A 15,206-nucleotide genomic window follows, 5' to 3' on the forward strand; every position below is an offset into this window, starting at 1 on the left:
CCGTCTGACGCTAAGCTTTGGGCGACCTGCCCATGGCGATATACCACCTTGCCTTACCGGCGCGCCCTTGGCACGCCCCAACACAAACCGCACAGAAAGACCGAGTCGCCAGATGTCCAATAGCCTTCCCATGACGATCCCGGCGCCACTGACACCGGCGCAGCGCACCCAGATCACCAACTTGGTGAGACGCGCCGCGCGCGCAGAGATCCTGCCGCGCTTCCGGACGTTGGGACAGGCAGAGATCGATCAGAAATCGGGACCGATGGACGTGGTGACCGCCGCCGACAAGGAAGCCGAGAAAATGATCGTGCGGGGCCTTCTTGCCATGTTCCCGAACGCGCATATCGTCGGTGAGGAAAGCATGACCGAAGCCAGGATCGCAGAACTGGCCGATGCCGAGATGGGATTTGCGATCGATCCGGTCGATGGCACCTGGAATTTTGCCCACGGCCTCGCAACCTTTGGTGTCATTCTGGTCATGACTCGGTTTGGCGTACCGATCTTCGGCCTGATCTATGATCCGGTGACGGATGAAGTCCTGATCGCGGATGAAACCAGCACAGCACAGGTGATCGCCCCCCGACGACCGGCCCGCAGCGTATCAGTATCGAAGGGCGGACCCATCGAGGACCTGAGCGGCTTTGCGTCTCTTTACAACCTTCCCGAGGACAAACGACCGGCGATGGCTGCACTCATGACCCGGTTCCAGCGTCTTTATATGCTCCGCTGTGCCGCGCATGAATTCCGGATGATGGCACTCGGACATGTGGATTTTGTGCTGAGCTTCAATCTCAGCCCATGGGATCACGCGGCGGGGGCATTGATCGTCCAACGCGCCGGGGGTCATGTCGCCTGCCTCGACGGCTCCGAGTACCGTGCGCAGATGCGCGAAGGCTATCTGCTCTGCGCCTCGGATGCCGCCACATGGGGCCGGGTGCGCGATGCAATGTCCTTCCTGCTGGACGGCGAGTGACCTTCTCCGCCTAGCGGGTCAGCACCACGTCTGCCCTGACGTCCAGCCCCTGCTCTACCGCGTCGATCAGGTAATGCGCCACACTCGCACGGGAAATCAGACCGTTCCTCCAGGTCTTGGGATCGCGAAGAACGCGGTAGTCCTCAGTGCGCGCGCCCTTGGTCAGGATCACCGGCCGCACGATCGTCCAGTCGAGCGATGACGCGTCGATCAGCGCCTCCTGACGGTCCTTGTCCGCATAGGGCTTACCCAGAACGGCGCGGTGCCCGGTGCGTTCGACCCAGCTCATTGCCGCCTTGCTGCGGCCGGCACCGAACCCGGTGACCACCACCAGCCGAGAGACGTCAGAGTGCGCCATTGCGTCGAGAAGCACTTTTGTGGTCTCCGAAAAAAGCGTTTCCTCTTCCCACAGCATCGCCAGACGTTCAGTGATGCCCAAAGCGTAGATTACCGCCCGCACGCCTTTCAGCGCCCGGGCAACATCCTCCGCAGAGGTGGCGTCACCTTTGAAAGGCTCCACCAGATCGGTCGCAGTGAGCGTGTCCGCGCTGCGTGCAAAAGCCCGAACAGGCAGCCTTCGCCGCACAGCTTCGTCCAACGCGCAGCGTCCGATGCCGGACGTGGCCCCCATGATCAGGATCGGTTTGGTCAATTCTGCAAATCCTCGAAATGCGCCGTATAACGACGGTGCTGAGCGCGATCATGCTTCAGCGCAAGATTGCCACGATAGGGTGCTACCGTGACCACGGGGATCGCGCGTTGCTCATCCGTCAGTGTCTTGGGTCGCCTGCCCCGCAACCAATGCTTCAGGGTCTTCAGTGGGTGCTTCATACCCGAGAAACGTAGCGCGGCACGTTTGGTTGCAACCTGCGTCCCGGTTTTTGGCTTGCACCAATCACATTTTAATCAGGCCGGACACCGGGTCCGGCCTGATCCAATTTCGTACGGTGTGAGTGGCCCGTTATTCCGCCGCCTCGGCGTAGTCCTCCATCGGCGGGCAGGTGCAGACCAGATGGCGGTCGCCATAGGCGTTATCGACCCGGTTGACCGGCGGCCAATATTTGTCGACCCGGAACGCGCCCGGCGGAAAGCACCCCTGTTCACGGCTGTAGGGCCGATCCCAGTCGCGGACGAGGTCTTCCATCGTATGCGGCGCCAGCTTGAGCGGGTTCACCTCGCGATCCATGTCCCCTGCTTCGATTGCGCGGATCTCTTCGCGGATCGCCAGCATCGCATCGCAGAAACGGTCAAGCTCGGCCTTGGTCTCCGACTCTGTCGGTTCGACCATCAGCGTCCCCGCCACTGGCCAGCTCATCGTCGGCGCGTGGAACCCGGCATCGATCAGGCGCTTGGCGATATCCTCGACCGTGACGCCTGCCGATTTCTCGAATGGCCGCACGTCCAGAATGCACTCATGCGCCACGCGGCCCTTTTCACCGCGATACAGCACGTCAAAAGCCCCTTCGAGCCGCGTTGCGATATAGTTCGCATTGAGGATCGCCACCCGCGTCGCCTGTGTCAGCCCCTCACCGCCCATCATCAGGCAATACGCCCAAGAGATCGGCAGCAGTGACGGCGAGCCGAAAGGAGCCGCACTGACCGCGCCCTCGCCCGACACCGGATGCCCCGGCAGATGCGGGATCAGATGCGCCTTGACGCCAATCGGCCCCATGCCCGGCCCGCCGCCGCCATGCGGAATGCAGAAGGTCTTATGCAGGTTGAGGTGGCTCACATCGCCGCCCAGATCACCCGGCCGCGACAGTCCCACCATCGCGTTCATATTGGCCCCGTCGATATAGACCTGCCCGCCATGCTCATGCGTGATCGCGCAGACATCCTTGACCGTTCCTTCGAACACGCCGTGGGTCGATGGGTAGGTGATCATCGTCCCGGCAAGGTTCTCGGAATGCTGTTCGGCCTTGGCGCGGAAATCATCAAGGTCGATGGAGCCGTTTTCGTCACACTTCACCGGCACCACTTTCCAACCCACCATCTGAGCCGAGGCAGGGTTGGTGCCATGCGCGTTCACCGGGATGAGGCAGATGTTGCGATGCCCCTGCCCATTTGCCCGGTGATAGCCCGCGATGGACAAGAGCCCCGCATACTCCCCCTGCGCACCGGAATTAGGTTGCATGGAAATCGCATCATAGCCGGTGATCGTGCACAGCTTGGCGTTCAGATCGGCGATCAGGTTGTGATAGCCGCGCACCTGATCGTCTGGCACATAGGGGTGAATATCCGCAAATTCGCGCCAGCTCACCGGCATCATTTCCGCTGCGGAGTTGAGCTTCATCGTGCACGACCCAAGCGGGATCATCGCGCGGTCCAGCGCCAGATCACGGTCCGCCAGACGGCGCATGTAACGCATCATCTCGGTTTCGGCCCGGTTCATGTGGAACACGTCGTGCTGCAGATACTCGGACGTGCGAATAAGCGCCTCCGGCAAGCGGTATTCCGGTGTCAGATCATCGTCGTTCTTGAGCAGACCGAAGGCGCGCCAGACCGCCTCGATCGTCGCCGGGCGCGATTTCTCGTCCAGCGTGATGCCGATCTTGGTCTTGCCTACGGCGCGAAGGTTCAGGCCCTCTCGTACGGCCGCCTGCAACACGCCGCGCTGCAAGAGACCCACATCCACGGTGATCGTGTCGAAATACGCCTTGGGTTCCACCTTGAAACCCGCCGCTTCCAGCCCCTTGGCCAGACGCACCGTCTTGCGATGGATGCGCTGCGCAATCGCGCGCAACCCTTTGGGCCCGTGGAACACCGCGTAAAACCCCGCCATCACTGCCAGAAGCGCCTGCGCCGTGCAGACATTCGACGTCGCCTTTTCCCGACGGATGTGCTGCTCGCGCGTCTGCAGCGCGAGGCGATATGCCTTGTTGCCATGGCTGTCGATGGAAATCCCGACGATCCGCCCCGGCATCGCGCGTTTGTACTCGTCCTTGGTAGCCATATAGGCCGCGTGCGGGCCACCATACCCCAGCGGAATGCCGAAACGCTGGGTCGATCCGACCGCGATATCCGCCCCCATCGCACCGGGCTCTTTCAGCAGGCAAAGCGCCATCGGATCGGCAGACATGATGGCAATCGCCTTGGCCTCATGCAACCGCGCGATGTCATCGGTGAAATCACGCAGATGCCCGTAGGTGCCCGGATACTGGAAGATCGCCCCGAATACCGCCTCGGGGTCCAAGTCAGCAACATCGCCAATGATGATCTCGATCCCCAGCGGCTGGGCGCGCGTCTTCATGACCGAAATGTTCTGCGGATGGCAGTTCTCATCCACAAAGAACGCCTTGGCCTTCGACTTCGCCACCCGCTGCGCCATCGTCATTGCCTCGGCACAGGCGGTGGCTTCATCCAACAGCGACGCGTTTGCAATCTCGAGCCCGGTCAGATCGCTGACCATGGTCTGATAGTTCAACAGCGCCTCAAGACGACCCTGCGATATTTCCGGCTGATAGGGTGTGTACGCCGTGTACCATGCCGGGTTTTCAAAGATATTGCGCTGGATCGCGGGCGGCGTGACCGTGCCGTGATAACCCATACCGATCAGCGAGGTCAGAACCTCGTTCTGCGATGCGGTTTCCCGCATGTGGTAAAGCAGTTCCCGCTCAGACAGCGCCTTGCCGAAATCCAGCGGTTTGTCCTGACGGATGCTCTCCGGCACCGTCTGCGAGATCAGCTCGTCGAGCTTGGACACGCCGACCGTCGTCAGCATATCGGCCATCTCGGCAGGCGACGGGCCAATGTGACGCCGGTTGGCAAAATCATACGGCAGATAGTCTATGGCATCGTAACCCATATCGCTCTCCTTGCGGTTCGGAACGGCGCCCCGTCCCCTGCTTCTTCTCATCAAAAATAAGCCACGCAACGGGGCCACCGGGCACGCCGTCGGGCAAGGGTCGGGCAGGTCTCAGGACCTGCCCGGCAAAATCAGCCGATGTAGTCCTTGTACGCGGCTTCATCCATCATGTCGTCCAGCGCCGACATGTCCTCGATCTTCATCTTGAAGAACCATGCATCGCCCTCGGGGTCGTCGTTGACCTTGCCGGGTTCCTCGACCAGCGCCTCGTTCACTTCGGTGATCTCACCGTCCAGCGGCGCGAGGATATCCGACGCGGCCTTGACCGACTCGATCACCACGATCTCGTCATCCTTGCTGACCGTCTGGCCTTCATCGGGCAGTTCGATGAACACCACATCGCCCAATTGTTCAGCGGCATGTGCGGTGATGCCAACAACCACTTCGTCGCCTTCGACGCGCAGCCATTCATGTTCTTCGGTGAATTTCATGTGGTCCCTCTTGGTGTGATTATCGTTTGAATCCTGCCGCCACGAAGGGCAGCTTAGCAACAGAAACCGGCAGACGTTTGCCCCGAACTTCGCCAAAAAGCGCGGTGCCGTTTTCGGCATGGGCCGCATCGACATAGCCCATCGCCACCGGCGCTCCGACTGTCGGACCAAACCCGCCCGACGTGACGGTTCCGATCTGCGTGTCGCCGTCAGCACTGGCGAAAAGCGGGGTGCCTTCCCGCATCGGCGCACGTCCTTCCGGCGACAGGCCGACACGCTTGCGCGAAACGCCTTCGGTCAACTCGCGCATGATACGGTCGGCCCCCGGGAACCCGCCTGCGCGGTCGCCACCGGCGCGGCGCACCTTCTGCATGCCCCAGGTCAACCCGCCTTCAACAGGCGAAGTGGTGGCGTCGATGTCATGCCCGTAAAGGCACAGCCCGGCCTCAAGCCGCAGCGAATCCCGCGCGCCAAGCCCGATGGCCTCCACATCCTCGTGCGCGAGCAGGGCTTTCGCCAAATCTGTTGCGGAAGCAACAGGCACGGATATCTCATATCCGTCTTCGCCGGTGTAGCCCGACCGCGACACCCAACATTCCGCGCCCGCGATTGGAACGGTGGCCACGTCCATGAACCGCATCTCGGCCACCATCGGGTGGTGCTCTGCCAGCACGGCCTCAGCCTTGGGCCCCTGCAGCGCCAGCAGCGCGCGGTTCTCTAACAACTTGACCGTTACATCAGGTTCCAGCGCCGCGCGCATCCGGGCAACGTCTGCGTCCTTGCAGGCAGCGTTGACGACAAAAAACAGGTGATCGCCCCGGTTGGCGAACATCAGATCGTCCTCGATCCCGCCTGCATCATTGGTGAAGAACCCGTATCGCTGCCGGTTCTCGGCCAGTCCCAGCACATCCTGTGGAATCAACGTCTCCAGCGCGGCCTTGGCGACCTCCGGGTCTTCGGACCGCAGAATGACCTGGCCCATGTGGCTCACGTCGAACAGCCCGGCAGCGGCACGGCAATGCAGGTGTTCCTTCATCACGCCGAGCCCATATTGCACGGGCATCTCATAGCCCGCAAACGGCACCATCTTGGCGCCGAGGCTGACATGCAGATCGTATAGCGGTGTGCGTTTCAAATCGCTCACGCGGCATCCCTTCGTCTGTGACCGGGTGCGGGGTAAGCGGCATCCGGCATATTCCAAACCGCGCCAAAGCACGTTCGTCCTATGCCCCCTCTGTCCTTTCGCCTGAGATCGTTATCCCTTCGGCGTTCCGGGTCAGGCCCGAAATCTCTCCAGAGTCTATGTCCACGACGGTCCTTCGGCCTGAGAGTTTCCGGGGGCGGTTGCTCCTTCGGCACCGGATGAACCGGTTCTCCCATCGTAGATGCATGCAGTGGTAGACCGAATCCGGACACGCCTCAAGTGTCAAACTGCAAGCGCGGCCTCGCGTGCTGTGCAGGCGCGTTCAGGATTCAGAATGTCCAGCAAATCGGCATTTGTGCAGACCAAGGCATCAAGCGTGATCGGATCGAGCGACTGATAGAACGCCTCGACGGCGTCGGTCAGTGCCGTGCGCAGGCGGCACGCTTCGGTCAGCGGGCAGGTGTTGTCCACATCGGCGAAACACTCGGCCAGTGGCACTGGTGCTTCGAGCACGCGAAACACGTCACCGATCCGGATGTCCTCGGCCGGGCGTCCCAGAGACAACCCGCCGTTGCGACCCCGCTGCGTGTGCAGGAACCCAAGCTGCGCCAGTTGGTTGATCACCTGTGCCAGATGGTTTTCCGATGCGTTGCAGCGTTCGGCAATTTCCGATTTGGTCACAAGCCGCCCGGTATTGGCAGCACAGAACATGAGGACGCGCATCGCGATGTTGGTTCTTTTGGTGACACGCAAGGCAGTCATCCTTTCAGATCGGTTGGCCAAACCTACCGGTTCATGCAAAGTTGTCTTTGATATACATCAACCGCTCGTGAGCACATAGCCCCGTGAAACATCCGCACTTCTTTGGCTACGGATCTCTGGTCAATCGCAGGACCCACGATTTCACGCCGATCCATGTCTCGCGGATCACGGGCTGGCGGCGTGTCTGGCAGCGTGCGCCGAACCGGCCTGCCGCATTCCTGTCGGTCGTCGCCGAAACCGGGGCCGAGATCGAGGGCGTCATTGCCCCGGTTCCCAATGATGACTGGGTGGCACTCGACGCCCGCGAATTCTCCTATGCGCGCATCAGTGTAACCGACGCTGTGGCCCATGATGCGCGTGACGTGCGGGACATCTCGATTTACGCGATCCCTCCACAGGACGCGGCCCCTCCCGACCGGGACAACCCGATCCTTCTCAGCTACGTCGATGCGGTTTTGCAGGGCTATCTGCGGGAGTACGGTGAAACCGGTGCGGTGCGGTTCATCGAAACGACAGAGGGTTGGGACACACCCATCCGCAACGACCGGGACTCACCCATCTACCCACGCGCGCAGCAACTTACCGCTTCGGAGCAAACTTTTGTCGACGACATGCTGCTGTCTGCCCGTGCGCGGGTGTTTGCCTGATGCGCGAGCGGATCTGGCTCTGGTTGAAGCGGCTCTGGCGGCGCCCCGGCATCCGTATTTCGGCCTTCGGTGCCGCCGCTCTTCTTGTTGCGCTGATCGCGCCGCTACTGGACCGCTCTCTGCCCGCGTCCCTCGCAGAGCGCTTCTCTCGGGATGCGGTCCTGCCGATCCTCAACATCCTTGCGTCATCCATGCTCGCGGTGACGACCTTTTCACTCGGTATCATGGTCCAGGCCTTCCGGTCAGCCGCGGGTCAGGCCACCCCTCGGGTGTACCGGCTCCTGATGCAGGACATGACCACACTCAACGTGATGTCTGTCTTTGTCGGGGCCTTCCTGTTCTCTCTGGCAGCAATCGTGATGTTCCGGGCGGGATACTACGGCGACTCCGCTGCTGTCATCGTCTTTGCTATGACGCTTGTCTGTATCGTCATGATCGTGGTCGCGATCCTGCGCTGGATTGCGCATCTGAGCCAATTGGGGAGCCTTCATCACACCCTGACGATGGTGGAACAGGCCGCCCGACCACCGCTCGAAAGGCTGGCACACAAACCCAATCTTGGCGCACGCGCTGCAAGTGACGCGCCCCGCGCGCCGGATGAGGCAACGCCACTGCGCTCACCTCGTAGCGGCTTTGTGCAATTCATCAGCCTGTCCGAACTGAACGACCAACTGGAAAAGCAGAACGCCACGCTCTGGGTCTACACGCCACCCGGTAGCTGGGTGCTCAAGGACACGCCTTTGGCTTTTGTAGATGGAGACTGCGACACCGATGCATTGCTCGAAAACTTCAAACTCGGCGATGAACGTACGGTCGAACAGGATGCGCGCTTCGGTCTGGTGATCCTCTCCGAAGTTGCCTCCCGCGCTCTGTCACCGGGCGTGAACGATCCCGGTACCGCCATCGATGTAATTCACCGCATCGAACGTATTCTGTGGGATCTGGGCCAGGGTATGACGGCCGAGGATCGCGACACCGAAACACAGTTCGCCCGGGTGATTATCGGAACTGTTTCGGCAGATGACCTGCTGCATGATGGCTTTGCCAGCCTCATGCAGGACGGCGGCAACAGGTTCGATGTCATGGCCCAGATGCTCAAGGCCGCGAACCGGCTCAGCAAGAGCGACTGGTCAGACCTTGCCAAAGCTGCCGAAAGAACCCGCGACGCCACGCTGGGGATCATCGATCGGCGGATCGACGACCCCGACGCAGTCAAAGCTCTGCATCAGAAGGCGAAAGAAGTTTAGGCTTTCGCCAGCTTCCGCGCCGGGATGGTCTGCAGGAGCGGCAGAAGATCGGCCATTTCCGGCCCCCGCTCCTGACCCGTCAGCGCCTTGCGCAGCGGCATGAAAAGGCCCTTTCCCTTGCGGCCCGTCGCCTCTTTGACAGCCGTGGTCCAGGTGCTCCAGGCATCCGGGCCAAGCGGCCCTTCGGGCAGCAGCGCCATCGCTTCGGCAATGAACTCCGCATCCTCATCCGCAACCAGCGGTTCTGCACCATTGGCACACAGGTCCCACCACTTGGCGATATCCTGCCGGGTGGTGATGTTTTCGCGGGCCACGGTCCAGAACGCCTCGGCCTTGTCTGCGGGCACACCCAACGCGTCGAGGTCGGCCTGCACGGCCGCGATGTCCAACCCATGCAGCTTGCGTGCAGTCAACGGGAACAGGTCTTCGAAATCGAACTTGGTGGGGGCCAAGCCGAACTGGCTCAGATCGAACCCCTCCGCGATCTCGTCCAGCGACATCCGCAATTCCACCGGCTGGGACGAACCGAGCCGCGCCATCAGGCTCAAGAGCGCCTCCGGTTCCACACCCTGTTCGCGCAGATCGCGCAGCGCCAGCGTGCCCAGACGCTTGGACAGCGATTCCCCCTGCGGGCCGGTCAGCAGCGAATGGTGGGCGAAGGACGGTACTGTCCCACCCAGCGCGCGGATGATCTGGATCTGCGTTGCCGTGTTGGTCACGTGGTCCGAGCCGCGCACGACATGCGTCACGCCCATTTCCGTGTCGTCCACGACCGAGGCCAGCGTATAGAGGATCTGCCCATCCGCGCGGATCAGGACCGGATCGCTGACACTTGCCGCATCGATCGAGATATCGCCAAGGATTCCATCGGTCCACTCGATCCGCTCCTGATCGAGCTTGAACCGCCAGACGCCATCGCCCCGCTCGGCGCGCAGCTTGGCTTTCTCATCCTCCGACAACGCAAGCGCAGCGCGGTCATAGACCGGCGGTTTGCCCATGTTCAGCTGCTTCTTGCGCTTCAGATCCAGTTCAGTCGGCGTCTCGAACGCCTCGTAAAACCGCCCCATGTCGCGCAGCGTGTCCGCCGCCGCGTGATACCGGTCCAGCCGCTCTGACTGACGCTCCACCCGGTCCCAGGTCAGGCCAAGCCACTCAAGATCCTGCTTGAGCGCATCGACATATTCTTCCTTAGACCGCTCAGGATCAGTGTCGTCGATGCGCAGAATGAATGTGCCGCCGGATTTGCGGGCGATCAGGTAGTTGAACAAGGCGGTGCGCAGGTTGCCGACGTGGATGTATCCGGTGGGCGACGGCGCGAAACGGGTGGTTGTCATGGGACGGGTCTCCTGTTGGCCCGCGCTTTCCCATACCGTGATGCGTTTGTCCAGAAAGCTGCGCACCAGGATCAGGCGCCTATGCCTGATCACGAATGCGTGATCGGACACGTCCGGACGCAATTCGAGACTACTCTCCCTATCATTGTAAAGGAGTGAGACCACAATGTCTGAATTTTCCATGTCACGTCGCGCAATGCTTGCAGGGGCCGCCGCCATCCCGATGGCCGCCAGCCTGGGAGCAACCAAGGCAAGCGCCGCCGGCCACATGCAGGGCCCGCAAATCCCGCGCGTCAGCCGCTTCGGCGTCGGGAACTTCGAAGTCACAACCATGCTCGTCGGAAGCCGCACCGTCGAAGAACCGCAGGGCATTTTCGGCATGAATGTCAGTGCCGAAGAATTCGCGGCCGCTTCCGCTGAAGCGCGCATTCCTGTCGACAAGGCGCAATTCTTCTTCACGCCGACCCTGGTCAACACAGGGTCCGAGCTGATCCTGTTCGACACCGGCCTCAATGGTGCGGCTACCGCACAGGCGGTCGAGATGGCGGGCTATTCCGCTGACGCGGTGACGCATGTGGTTCTGACCCACATGCACGGCGACCACATCGGCGGTCTGATGACCGATGGCGCCGAAACCTTCGGCAACGCCGCCTACATCACCGGTCAAGCGGAATTCGACCACTGGTCCGGCACCGACAACGAGGGCTTTGCGAACAACGTGAAACCGCTCGCGGAAAAGATGTCGTTCCTTGGCGACGGAGACAGCGTCACCTCCGGCATCACGGCAATGGCTGCGTTCGGGCACACACCGGGTCACATGACCTACATGCTCGACAGCGATGACCAGCAACTGCTGATCCTCGCGGACCTGACCAACCACTATGTCTGGTCGCTGGCGCATCCTGACTGGGAAGTCCGCTTCGACATGGACAAAGCCGCCGCAGCCGCATCGCGCCGCAAAGTGCTGGGCATGCTGGCCAGCGACGCCGTTCCGTTCATCGGCTACCACATGCCCTTCCCGGGTGTGGGCTATGTCGAAACGCGCGGTGACGGCTTCCACTACGTGCCGCACAGCTACCAGCTGCTGCTCTGATCCCGTCTTGACGCGGTCGCCCAGCGCGGTGCTGATACGCGCATGACCGCGCAAGACGATATCGACGACATCACACGCTATGCCGAGGCAGCCCTGAACGGGCTGCCTTTGCCGTTTCGTGACCTGTGTCGGGATATTCTTCTTCAGGTCACCGACGTGCCGCCGCAGGACATTTTGGACGAGCTCGAGATCGACGATCCCTTGGAACTAACCGGTCTCTATGACGGCATTCCCCTCACCGAGAAATCCGCAGGCGATCCGTCGCCCTTTCCCGATCAGGTCTGGCTCTATGCAGAACCGATCCTTGCCGAATGGCGCGAGCGGAAATCGGTCACATTACAGGATCTGGTGACCCATATCGTCGTGCATGAAATCGCGCACCATTTCGGCTGGACCGATGATGAAATCGCAGAAATTGACCCATGGTGGGAATAACCCCAGCGCTTTTTGCAAAACCGCGTACCGGGTTTGCAAACTTGGGGTTCAGCCGTCCGTCAAGGCCCCGTTGACCCATTCGCCCGTGGCCTCCTCGCCCGAGGCATACCGCATCGTCCCGGTCCCCTGACGTTTGCCGTCAAGGAACATGCCCTCATAGACATCGCCATTCGCGTAGGTCGCGGTGCCCTGACCGCTGATCTCACCATTGCGCCATTCACCGGTATAGCTGAACCCGTCGGCCATGGTGATGGTCCCCTGCCCATGTCTCTGGCCCTCGGCGAACTGGCCAACATACACGGTGCCGTCGGTATATGTCGCCGTCCCCTGACCATGGCGCTGGCCGTTCTGCCATTCGCCCTCGTATTTGTAACCGTCGGGATAGGTCATCGTACCAACGCCGTGGTTTCGGGCGTTCTTGAACTCACCTTCGTAAACCAGACCGTTGGCGTAAACCGCCCGACCGCGTCCGTCGATCACGCCATCGACCCACGCACCTTCGTAGATCGACCCGTCAGGATAGGTGATCTTGCCCTCTCCGTTCGCCAGATCGCCCCGGAACTGTCCTTCATAAACAGATCCATCGGGGTACGTCACCTTTCCGATGCCTTCGATCTGTCCCGCCACCCACGCGCCTTCATAACGATAACCATCGGTGCCGACAAAGGTGCCCTGACCGTGGCGCAGATCATCCTTGAAATCGCCTTCATACACGTCGCCGTTGGCATAGATCACCTTGCCGGGCCCATCGCGGCGGCCGGCCACAAGCTGGCCTTCGTAGACATCGCGATTGGACTGGGTCAGCTTGCCGATTCCATCGATCTGCCCGTCTTTCCACATGCCTTCATAGACAAGCCCATCCGGCATTGTGAGCGTGCCCTGCCCTTCACGTTCTCCGTCTGCGACACGACCTTCGTAAACCGAGCCATCCGGATAGGTGATCGTCCCATTGCCTTCCTTGACGCCGTTGACCCAGTCGCCTTCATAGACGTAGCCACCGGGGCTTTGCATCGTGCCGCGCCCGTGGTGCAGCGCGTTGCGGAACGACCCTTCGTAGCGCACGCCATTGGCATAAAGCGCCACACCCTGACCGGTGATCTTGCCATCGAGCCAGGAGCCCTCATAGGTCGAGCCGTCCGCAAAGACGATCTTTCCGATCCCCTCGGGCTTGCCCTTGGCGAACTGGCCTTCGTACACCGACCCGTTGGGAAAGCGCGCAACGCCATCGCCTCGGATTTCACCTTCAACCCAGTCGCCGGTGTATTCATAGCCGTTTGGAAGACGATAGGTGCCAGTGCCGTGCTGCAGCCCGTTCAGGAAGGTGCCCTCGTAGACACCCCCGTCATCGTATTGTTTGGTCTGAACCTCACCATCCTGTGCCTGCGCGCCCTGTGTGACGGCCAACGCGACGGCTGCTCCCAGAATGACTATGCTGCCCGGTCTCATTTCTTTGGTGTCCCACGCATGTTCGTTGCCATGTCCCTGTCCCCGAAACCTATGCGACGGGGCGGGGTCAGACAATGACTTATCCCACAAGTGACTTTCCCTCGCGCGGGGTTCTGCTATGTCACCCGCGATATCGGGAAAAGAAGGACCGCCCCATGTCGGACCGGTTTCGCATCACTCTGGCGCAGTTGAACCCCACCGTGGGCGACCTTGCAGGCAATGCTGCCAAGGCCCGCGCCGCATGGGAAGAGGGCAAGGCTGCAGGTGCCGATCTTGTCGCCCTGCCCGAGATGTTCATCACCGGGTATCAGGCCCAGGACCTGATCGTGAAGCCTGCTTTTGTGGCTGCTGCGCAGGCGGAACTGGCGGCTCTTGCCGAAGCCTGCGCAGATGGACCCGCACTCTCTATAGGCGGTCCGTCTGTGGGCGAAGACCTCAAACTGCACAACAGCTATTTCGTGCTTCAAGGCGGCAAGATCGCTTCGGTCGTACACAAGTATTTCCTGCCGAACTTCAACGTCTTCGACGAAGTCCGCCTGTTCTCGCGCGACCGGATGCAAGGTCCGGTGGCGGTCAATGGCGTGCGCATCGGGATGCCGATCTGCGAAGATGCTTGGTATCCGGATGTGGTCGAAGCCCTTGAGGAAAGTGGCGCCGAGTTCATCCTCGTTCCCAACGGATCGCCCTATTTCCGCGACAAGTTCGAGACCCGCCTGAACCACATGGTCGCCCGTGTTGTCGAAAGCGGATTGCCGCTCATCTACCTCAACATGGTCGGTGGTCAGGACGATCAGGTGTTTGACGGTGGGTCGTTTGTGCTCAATCGCGGCGGTGTTCCTGCTGTGCAGCTTCCGATTTTCGACGAGGTGATCAGCCATGTCGATCTGGAACGCGGGGATGACGGCTGGCACGCTTTGAACGGGGATTTCACCACGCATCCCGATGCGATGGAACAGGATTACCGCGTCATGGTCACCGCGCTGCGGGACTACATGGCAAAGACCGGTTTCAAGAAGGTGCTGCTGGGTCTGTCCGGCGGGATCGACTCGGCCATCGTGGCGACCATTGCGGTCGATGCGTTGGGCGCAGAAAATGTGCGCTGCGTGATGCTGCCGTCGGAATACACCTCGCAGGGATCGCTGGACGATGCCAAGGCGGTGGCAGAGAACCTTGGCTGCCGGTACGATTTTTTACCAATTGGTAAAACCCGTGAAGCCGTGACCGAAACCCTGGCCCCGCTCTTCGAAGGCACACAGCCGGATCTGACCGAAGAAAACATCCAGTCCCGCATCCGCGGGTTGCTGCTGATGGCGCTGTCGAACAAGTTCGGCGAGATGCTTCTGACCACCGGCAACAAGTCCGAAGTCGCGGTCGGTTATGCCACGATCTATGGCGACATGGCGGGCGGCTACAATCCGATCAAGGACATGTACAAGACCCGCGTGTTCGACTGCTGCCGTTGGCGCAATGCGAACCACCGCGGCTGGATGATGGGACCGGAGGGCGCTGTAATCCCTGAGGCGATCATCACCAAGCCTCCCTCGGCAGAACTGCGCGAGGATCAGAAAGACAGCGACTCCCTGCCTGATTATCCGGTGCTGGACGGTATCTTGGAGATCCTCGTCGACGAAGACGGGTCCATCGCCGATTGCGTTGCCGCCGGGTATGACCGCGCCGATGCCAAGAAGATCGAACACCTGCTTTACATCAGCGAATACAAGCGATTCCAGTCCGCCCCCGGCGCGCGCCTGTCGAAACGCGCGTTCTGGCTGGATCGGCGTTATCCCATCGTGAACCGCTGGCGCGACCCAAGCTAGGGGCCGCGC

Annotated in this window: 14 protein-coding genes and 2 riboswitches; of the genes, 6 read left to right on the forward strand and 8 right to left on the reverse strand. The window is 61.3% G+C overall.

Translation table 11 applies throughout. The features are described 5' to 3' along the window. The first annotated feature begins 130 nt into the window (after positions 1–130). Positions 131–976, forward strand: coding sequence for an inositol monophosphatase family protein (locus MGEO_RS16595; RefSeq protein ID WP_233139962.1), 846 nt, complete (start codon positions 131–133; stop codon positions 974–976). Positions 977–986: 10 nt separating this feature from the next. Here MGEO_RS16595 and MGEO_RS16600 read toward each other — a convergent pair whose 3' ends face one another. The 6 genes from MGEO_RS16600 to MGEO_RS16620 form a co-directional block, all read right to left on the reverse strand. Continuing rightward, complete coding sequence (locus tag MGEO_RS16600; RefSeq protein ID WP_233139963.1) at positions 987–1,628, reverse strand: NAD(P)-dependent oxidoreductase; 642 nt, start codon at positions 1,626–1,628, stop codon at positions 987–989. Next, entirely contained in the window at positions 1,625–1,807 is a 183-nt protein-coding gene (locus MGEO_RS21190; protein WP_106299217.1) for a hypothetical protein, read from the reverse strand. The genes MGEO_RS16600 and MGEO_RS21190 overlap by 4 nt, the downstream gene beginning before the upstream one ends. Before the next feature lie 130 nt (positions 1,808–1,937). Continuing rightward, positions 1,938–4,781 carry an aminomethyl-transferring glycine dehydrogenase gene (gene gcvP, locus MGEO_RS16605; RefSeq protein WP_085640411.1) on the reverse strand — a complete coding sequence of 948 codons (2,844 nt, stop codon included), beginning with the start codon at positions 4,779–4,781 and terminating at the stop codon, positions 1,938–1,940. 131 nt (positions 4,782–4,912) lie between these two features. Beyond that, positions 4,913–5,272 carry a glycine cleavage system protein GcvH gene (gcvH, locus tag MGEO_RS16610; RefSeq protein ID WP_085640413.1) on the reverse strand — a complete coding sequence of 120 codons (360 nt, stop codon included), beginning with the start codon at positions 5,270–5,272 and terminating at the stop codon, positions 4,913–4,915. A 19-nt stretch (positions 5,273–5,291) separates the two neighbouring features. Next, positions 5,292–6,416, reverse strand: a complete 1,125-nt coding sequence (gene gcvT, locus MGEO_RS16615) for a glycine cleavage system aminomethyltransferase GcvT (protein WP_085640415.1) — start codon at positions 6,414–6,416, stop codon at positions 5,292–5,294. Between the two features lie 88 nt (positions 6,417–6,504). Beyond that, a riboswitch (glycine riboswitch) is annotated at positions 6,505–6,571 on the reverse strand. A gap of 3 nt (positions 6,572–6,574) precedes the next feature. Further along, positions 6,575–6,661: riboswitch (glycine riboswitch) on the reverse strand. A gap of 37 nt (positions 6,662–6,698) precedes the next feature. Then, positions 6,699–7,169, reverse strand: a complete 471-nt coding sequence (locus MGEO_RS16620) for an RrF2 family transcriptional regulator (RefSeq protein ID WP_170102920.1) — start codon at positions 7,167–7,169, stop codon at positions 6,699–6,701. A 92-nt stretch (positions 7,170–7,261) separates the two neighbouring features. Here MGEO_RS16620 and MGEO_RS16625 point away from each other — a divergent pair, with 92 nt between their 5' ends. After that, a complete protein-coding gene (locus MGEO_RS16625) occupies positions 7,262–7,825 on the forward strand; it encodes a gamma-glutamylcyclotransferase family protein (protein ID WP_085640419.1) in 564 nt (187 codons plus the stop codon). After that, positions 7,825–9,072, forward strand: coding sequence for a DUF2254 domain-containing protein (locus MGEO_RS16630; RefSeq protein WP_085640421.1), 1,248 nt, complete (start codon positions 7,825–7,827; stop codon positions 9,070–9,072). Before MGEO_RS16625 ends, MGEO_RS16630 begins: the two co-directional genes overlap by 1 nt. Here MGEO_RS16630 and gltX read toward each other — a convergent pair. Then, positions 9,069–10,406 (reverse strand): glutamate--tRNA ligase, encoded by a 1,338-nt coding sequence (gltX, locus tag MGEO_RS16635; RefSeq protein WP_085640485.1) that lies wholly within the window; start codon positions 10,404–10,406, stop codon positions 9,069–9,071. The genes MGEO_RS16630 and gltX overlap by 4 nt on opposite strands. Positions 10,407–10,587: 181 nt before the next feature. Between gltX and MGEO_RS16640 the strand changes: the two genes are divergently transcribed. Both MGEO_RS16640 and MGEO_RS16645 read left to right on the forward strand, forming a co-directional pair. Next, positions 10,588–11,499 (forward strand): MBL fold metallo-hydrolase, encoded by a 912-nt coding sequence (locus MGEO_RS16640; RefSeq protein WP_408607525.1) that lies wholly within the window; start codon positions 10,588–10,590, stop codon positions 11,497–11,499. 42 nt (positions 11,500–11,541) lie between these two features. Beyond that, on the forward strand, positions 11,542–11,934 hold the full coding sequence (locus MGEO_RS16645) for a metallopeptidase family protein (protein ID WP_085640424.1): 393 nt from the start codon (positions 11,542–11,544) through the stop codon (positions 11,932–11,934). A gap of 48 nt (positions 11,935–11,982) precedes the next feature. Here MGEO_RS16645 and MGEO_RS16650 read toward each other — a convergent pair whose 3' ends face one another. Next, positions 11,983–13,380, reverse strand: coding sequence for an MORN repeat-containing protein (locus tag MGEO_RS16650; protein WP_085640426.1), 1,398 nt, complete (start codon positions 13,378–13,380; stop codon positions 11,983–11,985). 155 nt (positions 13,381–13,535) lie between these two features. Between MGEO_RS16650 and MGEO_RS16655 the strand changes: the two genes are divergently transcribed. Further along, positions 13,536–15,197: an NAD+ synthase gene (locus MGEO_RS16655; protein ID WP_085640428.1), complete on the forward strand. Its 1,662-nt coding sequence runs from the start codon at positions 13,536–13,538 to the stop codon at positions 15,195–15,197. The last annotated feature ends 9 nt before the right edge of the window (positions 15,198–15,206 follow it).

Source organism: Marivita geojedonensis, assembly GCF_002115805.1.
Lineage (GTDB): Bacteria > Pseudomonadota > Alphaproteobacteria > Rhodobacterales > Rhodobacteraceae > Marivita > Marivita geojedonensis.

Bases quoted from the DNA above. Each gene is read 5' to 3' on its own strand.
- MGEO_RS16595 (WP_233139962.1), top strand. From the start codon at position 131: ATGACGATCCCGGCGCCACTGACACCGGCGCAGCGCACCCAGATCACC.
- MGEO_RS21190 (WP_106299217.1), bottom strand. From the start codon at position 1,807: ATGAAGCACCCACTGAAGACCCTGAAGCATTGGTTGCGGGGCAGGCGA.
- gcvP (WP_085640411.1), bottom strand. From the start codon at position 4,781: ATGGGTTACGATGCCATAGACTATCTGCCGTATGATTTTGCCAACCGG.
- gcvH (WP_085640413.1), bottom strand. From the start codon at position 5,272: ATGAAATTCACCGAAGAACATGAATGGCTGCGCGTCGAAGGCGACGAA.
- MGEO_RS16630 (WP_085640421.1), top strand. From the start codon at position 7,825: ATGCGCGAGCGGATCTGGCTCTGGTTGAAGCGGCTCTGGCGGCGCCCC.
- gltX (WP_085640485.1), bottom strand. From the start codon at position 10,406: ATGACAACCACCCGTTTCGCGCCGTCGCCCACCGGATACATCCACGTC.
- MGEO_RS16640 (WP_408607525.1), top strand. From the start codon at position 10,588: ATGTCACGTCGCGCAATGCTTGCAGGGGCCGCCGCCATCCCGATGGCC.
- MGEO_RS16645 (WP_085640424.1), top strand. From the start codon at position 11,542: ATGACCGCGCAAGACGATATCGACGACATCACACGCTATGCCGAGGCA.
- MGEO_RS16650 (WP_085640426.1), bottom strand. From the start codon at position 13,380: ATGAGACCGGGCAGCATAGTCATTCTGGGAGCAGCCGTCGCGTTGGCC.
- MGEO_RS16655 (WP_085640428.1), top strand. From the start codon at position 13,536: ATGTCGGACCGGTTTCGCATCACTCTGGCGCAGTTGAACCCCACCGTG.